Origin of the sequence: Pseudomonas frederiksbergensis (assembly GCF_000802155.2) — a bacterium.
GTDB classification, from domain to species: domain Bacteria; phylum Pseudomonadota; class Gammaproteobacteria; order Pseudomonadales; family Pseudomonadaceae; genus Aquipseudomonas; species Aquipseudomonas frederiksbergensis_A.
In genome coordinates this window covers 1-14765 of record NZ_JQGJ02000014.1, presented here as the reverse complement: position 1 = coordinate 14765, position 14765 = coordinate 1, and the positions used below count along the sequence as shown (strand labels likewise).

12 protein-coding genes and 1 pseudogene are annotated in these 14765 nt (G+C 60.8%); 10 read left to right on the top strand and 3 right to left on the bottom strand.

The features are described 5' to 3' along the window. Positions 1-60: 60 nt before the first annotated feature. Together olsB and JZ00_RS21690 are read left to right on the top strand one after the other, a co-directional pair. Positions 61-816 (top strand): L-ornithine N(alpha)-acyltransferase, encoded by a 756-nt coding sequence (olsB, locus tag JZ00_RS21695; protein WP_039593266.1) that lies wholly within the window; start codon positions 61-63, stop codon positions 814-816. Further along, complete coding sequence (locus tag JZ00_RS21690) at positions 816-1610, top strand: lysophospholipid acyltransferase family protein (protein ID WP_039593265.1); 795 nt, start codon at positions 816-818, stop codon at positions 1608-1610. Before olsB ends, JZ00_RS21690 begins: the two co-directional genes overlap by 1 nt. Before the next feature lie 51 nt (positions 1611-1661). On the opposite strand, the gene JZ00_RS21685 is transcribed toward JZ00_RS21690, so the two are convergent. After that, the gene (locus JZ00_RS21685) at positions 1662-2246 is read right to left on the bottom strand and encodes an acyl carrier protein phosphodiesterase (RefSeq protein ID WP_039593264.1); all 585 of its coding nucleotides are present in this window, start codon (positions 2244-2246) and stop codon (positions 1662-1664) included. Positions 2247-2397: 151 nt separating this feature from the next. On the opposite strand from JZ00_RS21685, the gene JZ00_RS21680 reads away from it, so the two are divergent. The 4 genes from JZ00_RS21680 (at position 2398) to JZ00_RS21665 (ending at position 5773) form a co-directional block, all read left to right on the top strand. Then, positions 2398-2700, top strand: a complete 303-nt coding sequence (locus JZ00_RS21680) for an ArsR/SmtB family transcription factor (RefSeq protein WP_039593263.1) — start codon at positions 2398-2400, stop codon at positions 2698-2700. Positions 2701-2717: 17 nt separating this feature from the next. Continuing rightward, positions 2718-3884: an MFS transporter gene (locus JZ00_RS21675; protein ID WP_039593262.1), complete on the top strand. Its 1167-nt coding sequence runs from the start codon at positions 2718-2720 to the stop codon at positions 3882-3884. 33 nt (positions 3885-3917) lie between these two features. Then, positions 3918-4967 (top strand): alkene reductase, encoded by a 1050-nt coding sequence (locus JZ00_RS21670; RefSeq protein ID WP_039593261.1) that lies wholly within the window; start codon positions 3918-3920, stop codon positions 4965-4967. Positions 4968-5146: 179 nt separating this feature from the next. Then, on the top strand, positions 5147-5773 hold the full coding sequence (locus JZ00_RS21665) for a hypothetical protein (protein ID WP_039593260.1): 627 nt from the start codon (positions 5147-5149) through the stop codon (positions 5771-5773). Between the two features lie 196 nt (positions 5774-5969). Here the strand turns inward: JZ00_RS21665 and JZ00_RS21660 are convergent, their stop codons facing one another. Then, the gene (locus JZ00_RS21660) at positions 5970-6602 is read right to left on the bottom strand and encodes a TetR family transcriptional regulator (protein WP_039593259.1); all 633 of its coding nucleotides are present in this window, start codon (positions 6600-6602) and stop codon (positions 5970-5972) included. Positions 6603-6868: 266 nt separating this feature from the next. On the opposite strand from JZ00_RS21660, the gene JZ00_RS21655 reads away from it, so the two are divergent. Genes JZ00_RS21655 through adeC form a run of 3 tightly spaced genes read left to right on the top strand, consistent with a single transcriptional unit; the run spans position 6869 to position 12648 of the window. Continuing rightward, the gene (locus JZ00_RS21655) at positions 6869-8026 is read left to right on the top strand and encodes an efflux RND transporter periplasmic adaptor subunit (RefSeq protein WP_039593258.1); all 1158 of its coding nucleotides are present in this window, start codon (positions 6869-6871) and stop codon (positions 8024-8026) included. 3 nt (positions 8027-8029) lie between these two features. After that, the gene (gene emhB, locus JZ00_RS21650; RefSeq protein ID WP_039593257.1) at positions 8030-11194 is read left to right on the top strand and encodes an efflux RND transporter permease subunit EmhB; all 3165 of its coding nucleotides are present in this window, start codon (positions 8030-8032) and stop codon (positions 11192-11194) included. After that, a complete protein-coding gene (gene adeC / locus JZ00_RS21645; RefSeq protein ID WP_039593256.1) occupies positions 11191-12648 on the top strand; it encodes an AdeC/AdeK/OprM family multidrug efflux complex outer membrane factor in 1458 nt (485 codons plus the stop codon). The genes emhB and adeC overlap by 4 nt, the downstream gene beginning before the upstream one ends. A gap of 78 nt (positions 12649-12726) precedes the next feature. Here adeC and JZ00_RS21640 read toward each other — a convergent pair whose 3' ends face one another. Next, the gene (locus JZ00_RS21640; protein ID WP_039593255.1) at positions 12727-13077 is read right to left on the bottom strand and encodes a DUF6124 family protein; all 351 of its coding nucleotides are present in this window, start codon (positions 13075-13077) and stop codon (positions 12727-12729) included. Positions 13078-13491: 414 nt separating this feature from the next. Between JZ00_RS21640 and JZ00_RS21635 the strand changes: the two are divergent. Continuing rightward, positions 13492-13590, top strand: a pseudogene (locus JZ00_RS21635) (nucleoid-structuring protein H-NS); the annotation flags it as partial. Positions 13591-14765 lie beyond the last annotated feature (1175 nt).

Sequence of the window (14765 nt, the reverse complement as noted above, 5' to 3'; positions counted from 1 at the left end):
CATAAAGAAAGTCGATTGGCTCAACCCAAGACGGGAGCACATCCCGCACGGAGATTCGCTATGACTCAGATCGCCCGCATCAGCGACACCGGCAATGAACGCCGCCTGCAAGCCGAACGCCTGATCGGCGCCCAGGCCTTGCAAGAAGCACAGGCCCTGCGCTTCAACGTCTTCAGCGGCGAGTTCAACGCCAAGCTCAAGGGCGCGGAGATGGGTCTGGACATGGATGACTATGATGTTCACTGCGCCCACATCGGCGTACGTGACTTGAACACCGGCCGCCTCGTGGCAACCACTCGCCTGCTCGATCACCAGGCCGCCAGCAGCCTGGGCCGGTTCTACAGCGAAGAAGAATTCAGCCTCAATGGCCTGGTCCATCTCCAGGGCCCGATCCTGGAAATCGGCCGCACCTGCGTCGACCCGGCCTACCGCAACGGCGGCACCATCGCGGTGCTCTGGGGCGAGCTGGCCGAGGTCCTGAACGAAGGCGGCTACAGCTACTTGATGGGTTGCGCGAGCATTCCGATGCAGGACGGCGGCATTCAGGCCCAGGCCATCATGCAGCGCCTGCGCGAGCGCTACCTGTGCACCGAACACCTGCAAGCCGTGCCGAAAAAGCCATTGCCGACCCTGGACGTACCGTCCAACGTCATCGCCGAAATGCCCCCGCTGCTCAAGGCCTACATGCGCCTGGGCGCGAAAATCTGCGGCGAACCTTGCTGGGATGAAGATTTCCAGGTGGCCGACGTGTTTATCCTGCTCAAGCGCGACGAACTCTGCCCGCGTTACGCCCGTCACTTCAAGGCGGCGGTCTGATGAGCCGGTTGCGGGTGTACGCGCGAATCGCGCGAGTGTTGCTGGTCGTTACCCTGGGCCTGGCCATGGCCAGTGTGTTCGGGTTGCTGGAACGCCTGGGACTCGCTCATTCGATGGTGCGCCGCCAGCGCTGGTCGCGTTTTTTCATGGCGCGGCTGACCAACGCCCTGCCCTTTCGCGTCACCGTCCACGGACAACTGCCGAAACAGCCGATGCTGTGGGTCAGCAATCACGTGTCCTGGACCGATATCCCGCTGCTGGGCATGCTCACGCCTCTGTCGTTCCTGTCCAAGGCCGAAGTGCGCACCTGGCCGGTGGCCGGATGGTTGGCGGCCAAGGCCGGCAGCCTGTTCATCCGTCGTGGCTCGGGCGACAGCCAGTTGATCCGCAAGCAGATGAGCCGTCATCTGGAGCAGGCCCATCCGCTGCTCATGTTCCCCGAAGGCACCACCACCGACGGCCGCACGCTGCGCACCTTCCACGGTCGCCTGTTATCGGCGGCCATCGATGCCGATGTGGCCCTGCAGCCGGTGGCCATCCGTTACCTGCGCAAGGGCGGACCCGATCTGCTGGCACCGTTCATTGGCGATGACGATCTGCTGTCGCACTTGATGCGACTGTTCGCCAATGACCTTGGCGATGTGGAAATCCATCTGCTGGAGCCGATTGCCTGTCACGGACAGGAGCGTGCGGCCCTGGCTTTCCAGGCACAGCAGGCGGTGCACAGAGCGCTGTTCGGCGAGATGCCCGAGAAGCAGCCAGTACCGGTGCGGCCGGCGGCGATTGCGGCCTGATCCATATCCGCATGGGCTCCCTTTAGGGAGCGAGCTTGCTCGCTTCCACAATCAATTCTGCGGCGTGGCTTGGTTTCGCGCAAAATCCTGCAGTTGCGGATAGAACAGCCGAAAGTCCTCGCTCAACGGCTCATAGAGCCGGACCAGCTCCCCCTTCGCCCCCGCCAGCTCCTCCGGCCGCGACAGGCGCCGCGAAATGCCGCGTAGCACCTGCTCGATCACCTCGAATTCCCGATAAGACCCCAGCCAGTCATCCGCGGCCATATAAGGTGCGATCTGCGCCAGGCGCCCGGGCAACTGCGGTTCGGTGGCGAGGACCTGGTAGACCCGGGAGGTGAAATCCATCAGCGGCCCTTCGCCGTACAACGTCCAGTCCCGCGCCAGGCAATGGTCGAAAAACACATCCAGCACGATCCCGGCATAACGCCGCCGCACCGTGGAAAAGCGCGACAAGGCGATGTCCACCAGCGGATGGCGATCGGTGTACATGTCGATGCGTCGATGCAGGGCAATCGCCGCTTCGATCTGCGGGTCGTACCGCCCTTGCAGCGGCCCCTTGACGAAATCGCCGTAAAGACTGCCGAGCAGTTGTTCCCGGCCAGGGCCGCCGAGGTGCAGGTGCGCGAGATAGTTCATGACGGGCAGCTTAGCACTGCCACGCCTATATCGTTATAACCCGATATAGCGATTTGTGCGGCCTTCAGATCAAATACATATTGGTATATCGCGAAGCAACGATTTAAGGTTCGCCTCATCGCGATATAGCGTTATTCATGTGAGCTGCCCCATGCCCCTCGACCTCGACGAAATAATAAAAGCCCTGGCACACCCAGTCCGGCGAGACATCCTCAACTGGCTGAAGGACCCCAAGGTCCAGTTTCCCGAACAGTTGCACAATCACGAATTCGGTATTTGCGCCGGCCAGATCGACCAGCGCTGCGGCCTGTCGCAGTCCACGGTCTCCGCGCATCTGGCGGTGTTGCAACGGGCGGGGTTAATCACCAGCCAGAAGGTCGGTCAATGGCACTTCTTCAAACGCAACGAGGACGTGATCCAACAGTTCCTCCAGCAAATGAGCCAAGAGCTCTGACCCGACAAGGATTCAACATGCCCCTTTCCCTCTTCATCCTGGCGCTGAGCGCCTTTGCCATCGGCACGACAGAATTCGTCATCATGGGCCTGCTGCCCGACGTGGCGGCGGACCTCGGCGTATCGATTCCTGGCGCCGGCTGGTTGGTGACCGGCTACGCCCTGGGCGTGGCGATCGGTGCGCCGTTCATGGCCCTGGCGACCGCGCGACTGCCGCGCAAGGCTGCATTGGTGGCGTTGATGGGGATCTTCATCGTCGGCAACCTGCTCTGCGCCGTTGCCAGCGACTACAACGTGCTGATGTTCGCCCGAGTCGTCACCGCCCTCTGCCACGGTGCGTTCTTCGGCATCGGTTCGGTGGTGGCCGCCGGCCTGGTGGCGCCCAACAAGCGTGCCTCGGCCGTGGCCCTGATGTTCACCGGCCTGACCCTGGCCAACGTGCTTGGCGTACCGCTGGGCACCGCACTGGGCCAGCAAGCTGGCTGGCGTTCCACCTTCTGGGCCGTGACGATCATCGGGGTGATTGCCTTGATCGGCCTGATCCGCTTTTTGCCGGCCAAGCGCGACGAGGAAAAACTCGACATGCGTTCCGAGTTGGTGGCGCTCAAGGGCGCTGGCTTGTGGCTGTCGCTGAGCATGACCGCGCTGTTCTCCGCCTCGGTATTCACCCTGTTCACCTACGTCGCCCCGCTGCTGGGCGAAGTGACCGGAGTATCGCCCCGTGGCGTGACCTGGACCCTGGTGCTGATCGGCCTCGGCCTGACCCTGGGCAACATCATTGGCGGCAAGCTCGCGGACAAGAGCCTGGCGAACACGCTGATGGGCGTCTTCCTGACCATGGCCGTGGTGTCCACCGTACTGAGCTGGACCAGCGTGGCGCTCATCCCCACTGAGATCACCCTGTTCCTCTGGGCCACCGCCTGCTTTGCCGCCGTGCCCGCCTTGCAAGTCAACGTGGTGACCTTCGGCAAGGCCGCGCCCAACCTGGTGTCCACCTTGAACATCGGCGCCTTCAACATTGGCAATGCCCTGGGCGCCTGGGTCGGCGGCACTGTCATCGACCATGGCCTGGGCCTGACTACCGTGCCCCTCGCCGCCGGCGCGCTGGCCGTGCTGGCACTGCTGGTGACCCTGATTACTTTCCGCCAGGGCGGCCATGCCGACCTGGCACCTGCCACTCACTGATTTTTAACCCCTTCACTTGCGAGGTTGTATTTCATGGCAACAATTTTCGATCCCATCAAACTCGGCGATATCGAGCTGAAAAACCGCATCATCATGGCCCCGCTTACGCGTTGCCGCGCTGACGCCGGACGCGTACCCAACGCCTTGATGGCCGAGTACTACGTGCAACGCGCTTCCGCCGGCCTAATCCTCAGCGAAGCTACTTCGGTTACGCCGATGGGCGTGGGTTACCCGGACACCCCGGGCATCTGGTCCAATGACCAAGTACGCGGCTGGTCCAACGTGACCAAGGCAATCCACGGCGCCGGCGGCAAGATCTTCCTGCAACTGTGGCATGTGGGCCGGATCTCCCATCCTTCCTACTTGAACGGTGAGCTTCCGGTGGCGCCGAGCGCCATCCAGCCCAAGGGTCACGTGAGCCTGGTCCGCCCCTTGGCCGACTACCCAACGCCGCGTGCATTGGAAACCGCTGAAATCGCCGACATCGTCGACGCCTACCGCGTCGGTGCCGAGAATGCCAAGGCAGCCGGTTTCGACGGCGTGGAAATCCACGGTGCCAACGGCTATCTGCTCGACCAGTTCCTGCAAAGCAGCACGAACCAGCGCACCGACAACTACGGCGGCTCCCTGGAAAACCGTGCCCGCCTGCTGCTGGAAGTGACCGACGCGGCGATCGAAGTCTGGGGCGCCGGCCGGGTTGGCGTTCACTTGGCGCCACGCGCAGACTCCCATGACATGGGCGATGAGAACCGTCTGGAAACCTTCAGCTACGTGGCTCGCGAGCTGGGCAAGCGTGGCATCGCCTTTATCTGCTCCCGCGAGAAGGAAGGTGACGACAGCATCGGCCCTCAACTCAAACAGGCGTTCGGCGGCCCGTACATTGCCAACGAACGCTTTACCAAAGAGAGCGCCAATGCGTGGCTGGCCGAAGGCAAGGCTGACGCCGTGGCATTCGGCGTGCCGTTCATTGCCAACCCGGATTTGCCGGCACGCTTGAAAGCCGACGCGCCATTGAACGAGCCGCATCCGGAAACGTTCTATGGAAAAGGCCCAGTGGGCTATATCGATTACCCGGTACTTTGATAACCCGTTAAAACAACAAAGCCCTGACACTTTGGTCAGGGCTTTTTTATTCAGTTAAATATTCAGTCAAGCATTGGCGCTTTCCGGGATTCCTTGAATATTCCATATTGATGCGGCACACACATCAACCGATCGAGTGTGCCCACCATTAATCACTTTATATTGAGATGGAACTCGACATGAATCCCGCTATTGAAAACGCCCCTCAGGCAGACACAAGTCCTTTTGAAGAATTGCTGAAAAATTTCAATTACGCGCCTCTGGAGGTCTTGCGCAAATATGCAGCCTCTCTCGGCACGGACGATCACATGGAGCTGCTCAGGGCCCTGGCCATGCAGGCGCAAATGAAAGACGAAGTAGACAACAAGGTAGAGATCTGGGAAAGAGAAGACCTTCATCGAAACAAAACCCGTCTTATCATAAGGATCAACAACTACACCCATCACGCCTTTGCAGCACGCACGGACAATCTCGACCTGAGTGTCGACGAGCGAAACTTCATTGACCTGCGCCCCTGGGATTGCATGACATTTAAAATCGACTACACGTACATCAGGGAACTGGGCAGCCGCAGCAAAGATATTTATAGAAGCTTCATTGACTTCGGCGACGACGCACTGGGTTTGCGCTTCGACTTTGGCTTGCGCGTGAATACGTCCTTTGGCTTTTTCTCGCCGACACTGACTCCCGTCCGAACAGCGAGGGCGATGTCCACTGGCACGACCCCGGTCAACTGTTCGACGCGCATCACCCACGCGCCGAATGCAGAGCCTTACCGTTTTACAGTGGAACTCACACTGACCTGAAAAAAGCAGCCCCGCCAACAGGCTTGGTGGGGCGCCGACCAGCCCGTTCGGGCTGACGGGGCGACTTCGCTTCCTGAAGGAAACAAATTTCCTACAAAATTCGCCGTCGATTGCCTGTTAACCACGGCAGCGTCGGTTTATAACAGCACCCTTGCGCTCAGTATTGACACATACCGACGTAATTACGCATTTTGTTTCATTTGCGCAGGCTAGGCCTCAGGTGCAGCATGTCCAGCCCGATCTCCACCCACCGTGCGGCGTCATCCGCCAGGGCGAAGCTATCGGGGGCCAGCAGCCACTGGTACAAAATGCCATCGATGTAGGCATGCATGGCAACTGCCGCCCGTTCGGGGTCCAGATCATCCGGCAACTGGCCGCGTTTCATCGCATTGCGCAACGACAGGGCAATGCGCACATTGCAGTCGAGGCTGACTTCGCGTCGCTGCTGGCGCAAGTCGCACATTTCATCGGTGAATTCGCACTTATGGAACAGGATCTCATTAATGCGGCGGGTTTTCGGGTCCAGGGCCACTTGCTGGAACAACCGGATCAACAGCTTGCGAATACAGCCCAGCGGGTCAAGCTCCTCCTCACTTTCACTGGCACGAGCCAGCTCATCGAGCGGTTCGTGGAGGGTATCGAGCATCGCCTGGAGCAGGTCCGCCTTGTTGCTGAAATGCCAATAGATGGCCCCACGCGTTACCCCGGCCAATGTCGCGATGTCAGCCAGGGTCGTACGCGCCACGCCACGCTCGAAAAAAGCCTTTTCGGCCGCTTCGAGGATCTGGCTGCGAGTCTCCTGGGCTTCCTCTTTGGTACGACGAACCATGGCAGTAAACACCTCAAATCAGGATGCGTAAGCAATGCGTAAGAATCGGCAAGACAATCTGTAGGACAGCGTCTGTCAAAATGCGTCCCCAATCCGCACCGGCCTTTGTCAGGCTTTTGTAAATTCGGATGGTACGCAATTTTGCTGTTTACAAACAACCGTGTACGTAAGTATATTTCTTAGCATCCTACTAATTGCTTATCTCGCTCTTTTTTCACCTTCCACTTTCGAGCGCGCCTGTTACGCGCCTGGACCCGAGGATTTCCATGCAATTCAAGCCAGCTGTTACCGCTCTGGTCACTGCCATCGCCCTGGCATCGCTGCTCAGCGGATGCAAAAAGGAAGAGGCTGCGCCTGCTGCTCCCCCTCCTCAGGTCGGCGTCGTAACCCTCAAGACCCAACCCTTTACCCTGACCTCCGAACTGCCGGGCCGCACCAGTGCGTTCCGCGTCGCGGAAGTGCGCCCGCAAGTCAACGGCATCATCCTCAAGCGCCTGTTCAAGGAAGGCGCCGACGTCAAGGCCGGCCAGCAGCTGTACCAGATCGACCCCGCCGTCTATGAGGCCAACCTCAAGAGCGCCGAGGCCAACCTGCGTTCCACCAAGTCGATTGCCGATCGCTACAAGCAACTGGTTGACGAACAGGCTGTGAGCCGCCAGGAGTACGACACCGCCGTGGCCAATCGCCTGGAGTCGGAAGCCAACCTGCAGACTGCGCAGATCAACGTGCGCTACACCAAGGTCTATGCGCCGATCTCGGGTCGCATCGGCCGTTCTTCGGTGACCGAAGGCGCGCTGGTGAGCAACGGCCAGACCGATGCCATGGCGACCATCCAGCAACTGGACCCGATCTACGTCGACGTGACGCAGAGCTCCGTCGAGCTGCTGAACCTGCGTCGCGAACTGGAGAGCGGTCGCTTGCAGAAGGCCGGCGAAAACGCCGCCACGGTCAAGCTGACCCTCGAAGACGGCAGCCAGTATGCCCATGAGGGCAAGCTGGAATTTTCCGAAGTCTCGGTCGACCCGACCACCGGTTCCGTGACCCTGCGCGCCGTGTTCCCCAACCCTGACCACACCCTGCTGCCGGGCATGTTCGTCCACGCGCAATTGCAGGCCGGTGTGAACAGCGCGGCGATCCTGGCACCGCAACAAGGCGTGACCCGCGACCTCAAGGGCTCGCCGACCGCCATGGTCGTCGGTGCCGATAACAAGGTCGAACTGCGTCAGCTCAAGGCCAGCCGCACCGTCGGTAACCAGTGGCTGATCGAAGACGGTCTCAAGGCCGGTGATCGCCTGATCACCGAAGGGTTGCAGTACGTACGGCCAGGGGTGGAAGTCAAAGCCACCGAAGCCACCAACGTTGGCGCAAAGAACCCGGCCCCCGCTCAGGCAGCTGACAAAGCCGCCGGCGGCAAAGGGGAGTAAACCATGTCGAAATTTTTTATCGACCGTCCGATTTTCGCCTGGGTGATCGCCTTGGTGATCATGCTGGTCGGCGCGCTATCGATCCTCAAATTGCCGATCAACCAGTACCCGAGCATCGCGCCGCCGGCCATTGCGATCCAAGTGACCTACCCGGGCGCGTCCGCGCAAACCGTGCAGGACACCGTGGTCCAGGTCATCGAGCAGCAGCTCAACGGCATCGACAACCTGCGTTATGTGTCGTCGGAAAGTAACTCCGACGGCAGCATGACCATCACCGCGACCTTCGAGCAAGGCACCAACTCCGATACCGCGCAGGTCCAGGTACAGAACAAGCTGAACCTGGCCACACCGCTGTTGCCGCAGGAAGTGCAGCAACAGGGCATCCGCGTGACCAAGTCGGTGAGAAACTTCCTGATGGTGATCGGCGTGGTTTCGCGCGATGGCAGCATGACCCGCGAAGACCTGTCCAACTACATCGTGTCCAACATGCAGGACCCGATCTCGCGCACCAAGGGCGTCGGTGACTTCCAGGTCTTCGGTGCCCAATACGCGATGCGGATCTGGCTCGACCCGGCCAAGTTGAACAAATTCAACCTGACCCCGGTGGACGTGAGCACCGCTATTTCGGCGCAGAACGTCCAGGTCGCGTCCGGCCAGCTCGGCGGCCTGCCCGCCCTGCCCGGCCAGCAATTGAACGCGACCATCATCGGCAAGACCCGCCTGCAGACCGCCGAGCAATTCAAGGCGATCCTGCTCAAGGTCAACCCGGACGGCTCGCAAGTGCGCGTCGGTGACGTCGCCGATGTGGCTCTGGGCGGTGAAAACTACAGCATCAACGCCCAGTTCAACGGCGCCCCGGCTTCCGGCCTGGCGGTGCGACTGGCGACCGGTGCCAACGCACTCGACACGGCCAAGGCCCTGCGCCAGACCGTCGACGATCTCAAGCCGTTCTTCCCGCAAGGCCTGGAAGTGGTTTTCCCGTACGACACCACGCCGGTGGTGAGCGAATCGATCAAGGGTGTGATTGAAACCCTGATCGAAGCGGTCGCGCTGGTGTTCCTGGTGATGTTCCTCTTCCTGCAGAACTTCCGCGCCACCATCATCACCACGATGACGGTGCCGGTGGTACTGCTGGGCACTTTCGGGATCCTGGCCGCGTTCGGCTTCAGCATCAACACCTTGACCATGTTCGGCATGGTGCTCGCCATCGGCTTGCTGGTGGACGACGCCATCGTCGTGGTGGAAAACGTCGAACGGGTAATGAGCGAAGAAGGCCTGTCGCCCAAGGAAGCCACCAAGAAATCCATGGGCCAGATCCAGGGCGCCCTGGTGGGTATTGCTCTGGTGCTTTCGGCGGTATTGCTGCCGATGGCGTTCTTCGGCGGCTCCACCGGTGTGATCTACAAACAGTTCTCCATCACCATCGTCTCGGCCATGGCCCTGTCGGTACTGGTCGCCCTGATCTTCACCCCGGCCCTGTGCGCCACCATGCTAAAGGCCATTCCCAAAGGCGAGCATGGCACGCCCAAGCGTGGTTTCTTCGGCTGGTTCAACCGCAACTTCGACCGTGGCGTTCGCAGCTACGAGCGCGGCGTGGGCAACATCCTCAAGCACAAGGCCCCGTACCTGCTGGCCTACTTGATCATTGTCGTGGGCATGGTCTGGCTGTTTACCCGCATCCCGACCGCGTTCCTGCCGGAAGAAGACCAGGGCGTGTTGTTTGCCCAGGTGCAGACACCCGCCGGCTCGAGTGCCGAGCGCACCCAGGTGGTGGTGGACAATATGCGAGAGTTCCTGCTGCGCCCGGGCAAGGACGGCGGTGAAGGTGACGGCGTGGCCTCGGTGTTTACCGTGACCGGCTTCAACTTCGCCGGTCGTGGCCAAAGCTCCGGCATGGCGTTCATCATGCTAAAGCCGTGGGACGAGCGAAACGCCGACAACACCGTATTCAAGATTGCCGCCCGCGCCCAACAGCACTTCTTCACCTTCCGCGACGCGATGGTGTTTGCCTTCGCTCCGCCAGCGGTGATGGAGCTGGGTAACGCCACTGGTTTCGACGTGTTCCTGCAGGACCGCGCCGGCATCGGTCACGACAAGCTGATGGAAGCCCGCAACCAGTTCCTGGGCATGGCTTCGCAAAGCAAAGTCCTCGCCCAGGTGCGTCCGAACGGCCTGAACGACGAACCGCAGTACCAGCTGGAAATCGATGACGAGAAGGCCAGTGCCCTGGGCATTACCCTTTCGGATATCAACAACACCCTGTCGATTGCCCTGGGCAGTAACTATGTGAACGACTTCATCGACCGGGGCCGGGTGAAGCGCGTCTACGTTCAAGGCCAGCCGGATTCGCGGATGAGTCCCGAGGACTTGAACAAGTGGTACGTACGCAACAGCGCCGGGACCATGGTGCCGTTCAGCGCCTTTGCCAAAGGCGAATGGACCTACGGTTCGCCGAAACTGGCCCGCTACAACGGCGTGGAGGCGATGGAAGTCCTGGGTGCCCCGGCGCCGGGTTATTCCACCGGTGAAGCCATGGCCGAAGTCGAGGCCATCGCCCAGAAGCTGCCGGCCGGTGTCGGCATCTCCTGGACAGGCCTGTCGTATGAGGAACGCCTGTCGGGTTCCCAGGCCCCTGCCCTGTACGCGCTCTCGCTGCTGATGGTATTCCTCTGCCTGGCGGCGCTGTATGAAAGCTGGTCGATCCCGATCGCGGTCATGCTCGTGGTGCCCCTGGGGATCATCGGTGCCCTGCTGGCGACCAGCTTGCGTGGCCTGTCCAATGACGTGTACTTCCAGGTGGGCTTGTTGACAACCATCGGCCTGGCGGCAAAAAACGCCATCCTGATCGTCGAGTTCGCCAAGGAACTCCATGAACAAGGCCGGACCCTGGCGGAAGCCGCCATCGAAGCCTGTAGGATGCGTCTGCGGCCGATCATCATGACGTCCCTGGCGTTCGTCCTCGGCGTCGTCCCGCTGGCAATTTCCACCGGCGCCGGCTCGGGCAGCCAGCACGCCATCGGTACCGGCGTGATTGGCGGTATGCTCACCGCAACCATCCTGGCAATCTTCTGGGTGCCCTTGTTCTTCGTGACCGTGTCGTCGTTGGGTCGTCGCAAAAATATCGACCAGGACGATACTCCTGAAACTTCCAAAGAGGCTGGCCAATGAGCAAGTCGCTACTCTCCCTGACCATCGCCGCCGTCGTGCTCAGCGGTTGCTCGCTGATTCCCGACTACCAGCGGCCCGAAGCACCGGTCGCGGCGCAATACCCGCAAGGCCCGGCCTACGAGTCGGCCAATGCGCCCGGCCAGGCCGCCGCCGAGCAGGGCTGGAAGCAGTTTTTCCATGACCCTGCGCTGCAACAGCTGATCCAGGTCGCCCTGGAGAACAACCGCGACCTGCGCGTCGCCGCGTTGAACATCGACGCCTACGCCGCGCAATACCGCATCCAGCGCGCGGACCTGTTCCCGGCGGTCTCGGCCACCGGTTCCGGCAGCCGCCAGCGGGTGCCGGCGCGGGCTTCGCAAACCGGTGAAGCGGCGATCAGCAGCTCCTACTCGGCAACACTGGGGATCAGCGCGTACGAGCTGGACCTGTTCGGTCGCGTCCGCAGCCTGAGCGAGCAAGCGTTGCAAAGCTACTTCGCCACCGAAGAAGCCCGCCGCAGCACCCAGATCAGCCTGGTGGCCAACGTCGCCAACGCCTACCTGACCTGGCAGGCCGACAAGGAACTGCTCAAGTTGACCCAGGAAACCCTGGGCACCTACGAGCAGAGCCTGAAACTGACCTCCCGCAGCGCCGAAGTCGGCGTGGCCTCGGCCCTGGACCTGAGCCAGGCGCGTACGGCAGTAGAAAACGCCCGCGTGCAACTGGCCCGCTACACCCGCCAGGTGGCACAGGACGAGAACAGCCTGACCCTGCTGCTGGGCACCGGCCTGCCGGCCAACCTGAGCACCCAGCCGCTGAGCGATGACCTGCTCAGCGAAGTGCCGGCCGGCCTGCCGTCGGACCTGCTGCAACGTCGTCCGGACATCCTCCAGGCCGAACGCAACCTGCTTGCCGCCAACGCCAACATCGGCGCCGCGCGGGCCGCGTTCTTCCCGAGCATCAGCCTGACGGCCAACGCCGGCACCCTGAGCCCGGACCTGTCCGGCCTGTTCAAGGGCGGCTCGGGCACCTGGACCTTCGCGCCGCAAATCAACCTGCCGATCTTCAATGCCGGCAGCCTGCGGGCGAGCCTGGATTACGCCAAGATCCAGAAAGACATCAACGTCGCGCAGTACGAGAAGTCGATTCAGACGGCGTTCCAGGAAGTCTCCGACGGCCTGGCCGCGCGCCAGACCTACAACGAACAGTTGCAGGCCCAGACCGATTTCGTCGCCGCCAACCAGGACTACTACCGCTTGGCCGAGCGTCGCTACCGCATCGGTGTCGACAGCAACCTGACCTTCCTCGACGCCCAGCGCCAGTTGTTCAGCGCGCAACAGTCGCTGATCACCGACCGCCTTGCGCAACTGACCAGTGAGGTCAATTTGTACAAGGCATTGGGCGGTGGTTGGAATGCCGAGACGGGCAAGAACGAACCGGTGGCGGAGAAAGCGCCACCGATGAAATTGTTCTGATTTGATGTCTGAACGTTGAAACACGAAGCCCACCGGAAGGTGGGCTTTTTGTTTGTGTGTGTTTTAACCGCGACTTGGTTAACGCGGGTCGACGATATCCAGCGCTCGATTGGCCAACAGCTCACTCAAGTCAATCATCTGCACCACGCCGAGCGCGACATGCCGCCGCGAGCCTTCCAGATCGAACGCCAGGTCGTTGACCATGGCACTGGCTGAGGCCAGGGTTTCGCTGAGATTTGCTAGCAGGCACTCGGTGTCGAGGGTATCGATGACGGTGAAAACTTGAGTTGAGGTTTTGGGTTTGGGATCAGGGTGGGTGCCCAGATGGTAATCGAGTGCTCGGTCTGCGGCCTCTTGGAGCTTTTCCGGATCGGGGTCGTTGTAGGGGAAGGCGGATTCTGATGTTGAAGAAGGATGATGTCTTTTCATAGCGGCGCTCCTGTATCAATTGGAGCCCGAAACGTTGGGTCCGGGCGCTGGCGCCTGACGAATTCGGCGGGCTTGCAGTCCCGCTCGCTGAATGGGCAGCGACACGAACAAGCTAGAGATATCGCTTCCGAGCGGCAACCTTAAAACCTCGTCGGAAAAGTCGTCGCGTCCGTCAGACCGGCCACAAATCTTGTGGGAGCGAGCTTGCTCGCGACGCCCTGCTTTTGTTGGCTGGGTATATATCCATTTCTGCGGTAACGGCCGCTGGCGGTTCCGCCCTTACGGCGGCTCACTTTTTTTCAGACGCCAAAAAAAGTAAGCAAAAAAGGCTTCGCCCCACCACTCGGTGCCTCGCCTAGGCTCGGCATCCCCGCACTCCGGCCTTGCTCCGTGGGCCGCCGCGAAGGGCCATCCATGGCCCAGCGCGGCTACCTCGGCATCCATGCCGAGGTACCCACTGCGCAAGACCTACGTGCGGCCATCGTGGTTAATGGGGCGCCCCAGATCAAGATCAAGGTCAAGGTCAAGGTCAAGGTCAAGGTCGAGGTCAAAAGCCAAAGCCAAAGCCAAAGCCAAAGCCAGGCGGCCAGAGAGCCTGCCTGGTTTTGGTGAGGACCGCATTTCTCCTGTGCGAGCCTGCTCGCGAAGGTGGTGGCTCAGCCACATAGATCTGCAAGTGCCCCCTTGCTCTTGCTCTTGCTCTTGCTCTTGCTCTGCTTTTGATCTCGACGCCCCGTTAACCACGATGGCCGAACGCAGGCATTGTGGAGTGGGCATCCCGGCATGGATGCCGGGATAGCCGCGCTGGGCCATGGATGGCCCTTCGCGGCGGGCCCACGGAGCAATGCCGGAGTGAGGGAACACCTCGCCTAGGCGAGGTGCCGAGTGGTGGGGCAAGCCTTTTTTGCTTACTTTTTTTGGCGTCTGAAAAAAAGTGAACCGCCGTAAGGGCGGAACCATAAGTGGCCGTTACCGCAGGAATGGATATGTACCTGATCAACAACCTTGGGCGGCCGTAAGATCGCTATCGCGAGCAAGCTCGCCACAGGAGGTTGGCGTTCAACCGAAACCAGATCGGCAGTCCAGATCCTCGAAAACCGACCCTGCCAGTTAAAAACTGTTACCTATGTGAGTGAACTGATTTGTAACCTATGTGGGTGAGTCATATCCCCGAGCCTTTTTTGCTTACTTTTTTTGGCGTCTGAAAAAAAGTGAGCCGCCGTAAGGGCGGAACCGCCAGCGGCCGTTACCGCAGAAATGGATATGTACCCAGCCAATAAAAGCAGGGCCGACCGTCAGGCTGCCTTCGCGAGCAGGCTCGCTCCCACAGGACCCTCATCCAGCCAACTAGTGCTTTTGCCGTTCGATAATCGCCCAAAACCCGCAAACAGCAATTGAACCGATCCCGGGCCGCCCTTCACCATCGCTCGCACAAAACCAATAACAACAGGTTCGACGCCATGTCCCTACGCCCTGCACCGTCCGGCTGATCCTCGGTCGCTTTAACAACCTGGCCCAACTGTACCGTTCGCAACCCAAAAGATGCGGCAACAACTCGCTTCGTCCACTAAAAATAAGAGACAACGCCCATGAAGCCCACACAGCACCTGTTCCCCAGCCTCATCGCCGTCGCCCTGAGCAGTACCGCCCTGCCCATCATGGCGGCGGAATCGGGGTTTGTCGAAGAC

What these genes read in the sequence shown, in the direction of transcription:
- JZ00_RS21660 (WP_039593259.1), bottom strand. Translation starts at nt 6,602, where the DNA reads ATGGTTCGTCGTACCAAAGAGGAAGCCCAGGAGACTCGCAGCCAGATC.
- olsB (WP_039593266.1), top strand. Translation starts at nt 61, where the DNA reads ATGACTCAGATCGCCCGCATCAGCGACACCGGCAATGAACGCCGCCTG.
- JZ00_RS21690 (WP_039593265.1), top strand. Translation starts at nt 816, where the DNA reads ATGAGCCGGTTGCGGGTGTACGCGCGAATCGCGCGAGTGTTGCTGGTC.
- JZ00_RS21680 (WP_039593263.1), top strand. Translation starts at nt 2,398, where the DNA reads ATGCCCCTCGACCTCGACGAAATAATAAAAGCCCTGGCACACCCAGTC.
- JZ00_RS21640 (WP_039593255.1), bottom strand. Translation starts at nt 13,077, where the DNA reads ATGAAAAGACATCATCCTTCTTCAACATCAGAATCCGCCTTCCCCTAC.
- adeC (WP_039593256.1), top strand. Translation starts at nt 11,191, where the DNA reads ATGAGCAAGTCGCTACTCTCCCTGACCATCGCCGCCGTCGTGCTCAGC.
- JZ00_RS21655 (WP_039593258.1), top strand. Translation starts at nt 6,869, where the DNA reads ATGCAATTCAAGCCAGCTGTTACCGCTCTGGTCACTGCCATCGCCCTG.
- JZ00_RS21685 (WP_039593264.1), bottom strand. Translation starts at nt 2,246, where the DNA reads ATGAACTATCTCGCGCACCTGCACCTCGGCGGCCCTGGCCGGGAACAA.
- JZ00_RS21665 (WP_039593260.1), top strand. Translation starts at nt 5,147, where the DNA reads ATGAATCCCGCTATTGAAAACGCCCCTCAGGCAGACACAAGTCCTTTT.
- JZ00_RS21670 (WP_039593261.1), top strand. Translation starts at nt 3,918, where the DNA reads ATGGCAACAATTTTCGATCCCATCAAACTCGGCGATATCGAGCTGAAA.
- emhB (WP_039593257.1), top strand. Translation starts at nt 8,030, where the DNA reads ATGTCGAAATTTTTTATCGACCGTCCGATTTTCGCCTGGGTGATCGCC.
- JZ00_RS21675 (WP_039593262.1), top strand. Translation starts at nt 2,718, where the DNA reads ATGCCCCTTTCCCTCTTCATCCTGGCGCTGAGCGCCTTTGCCATCGGC.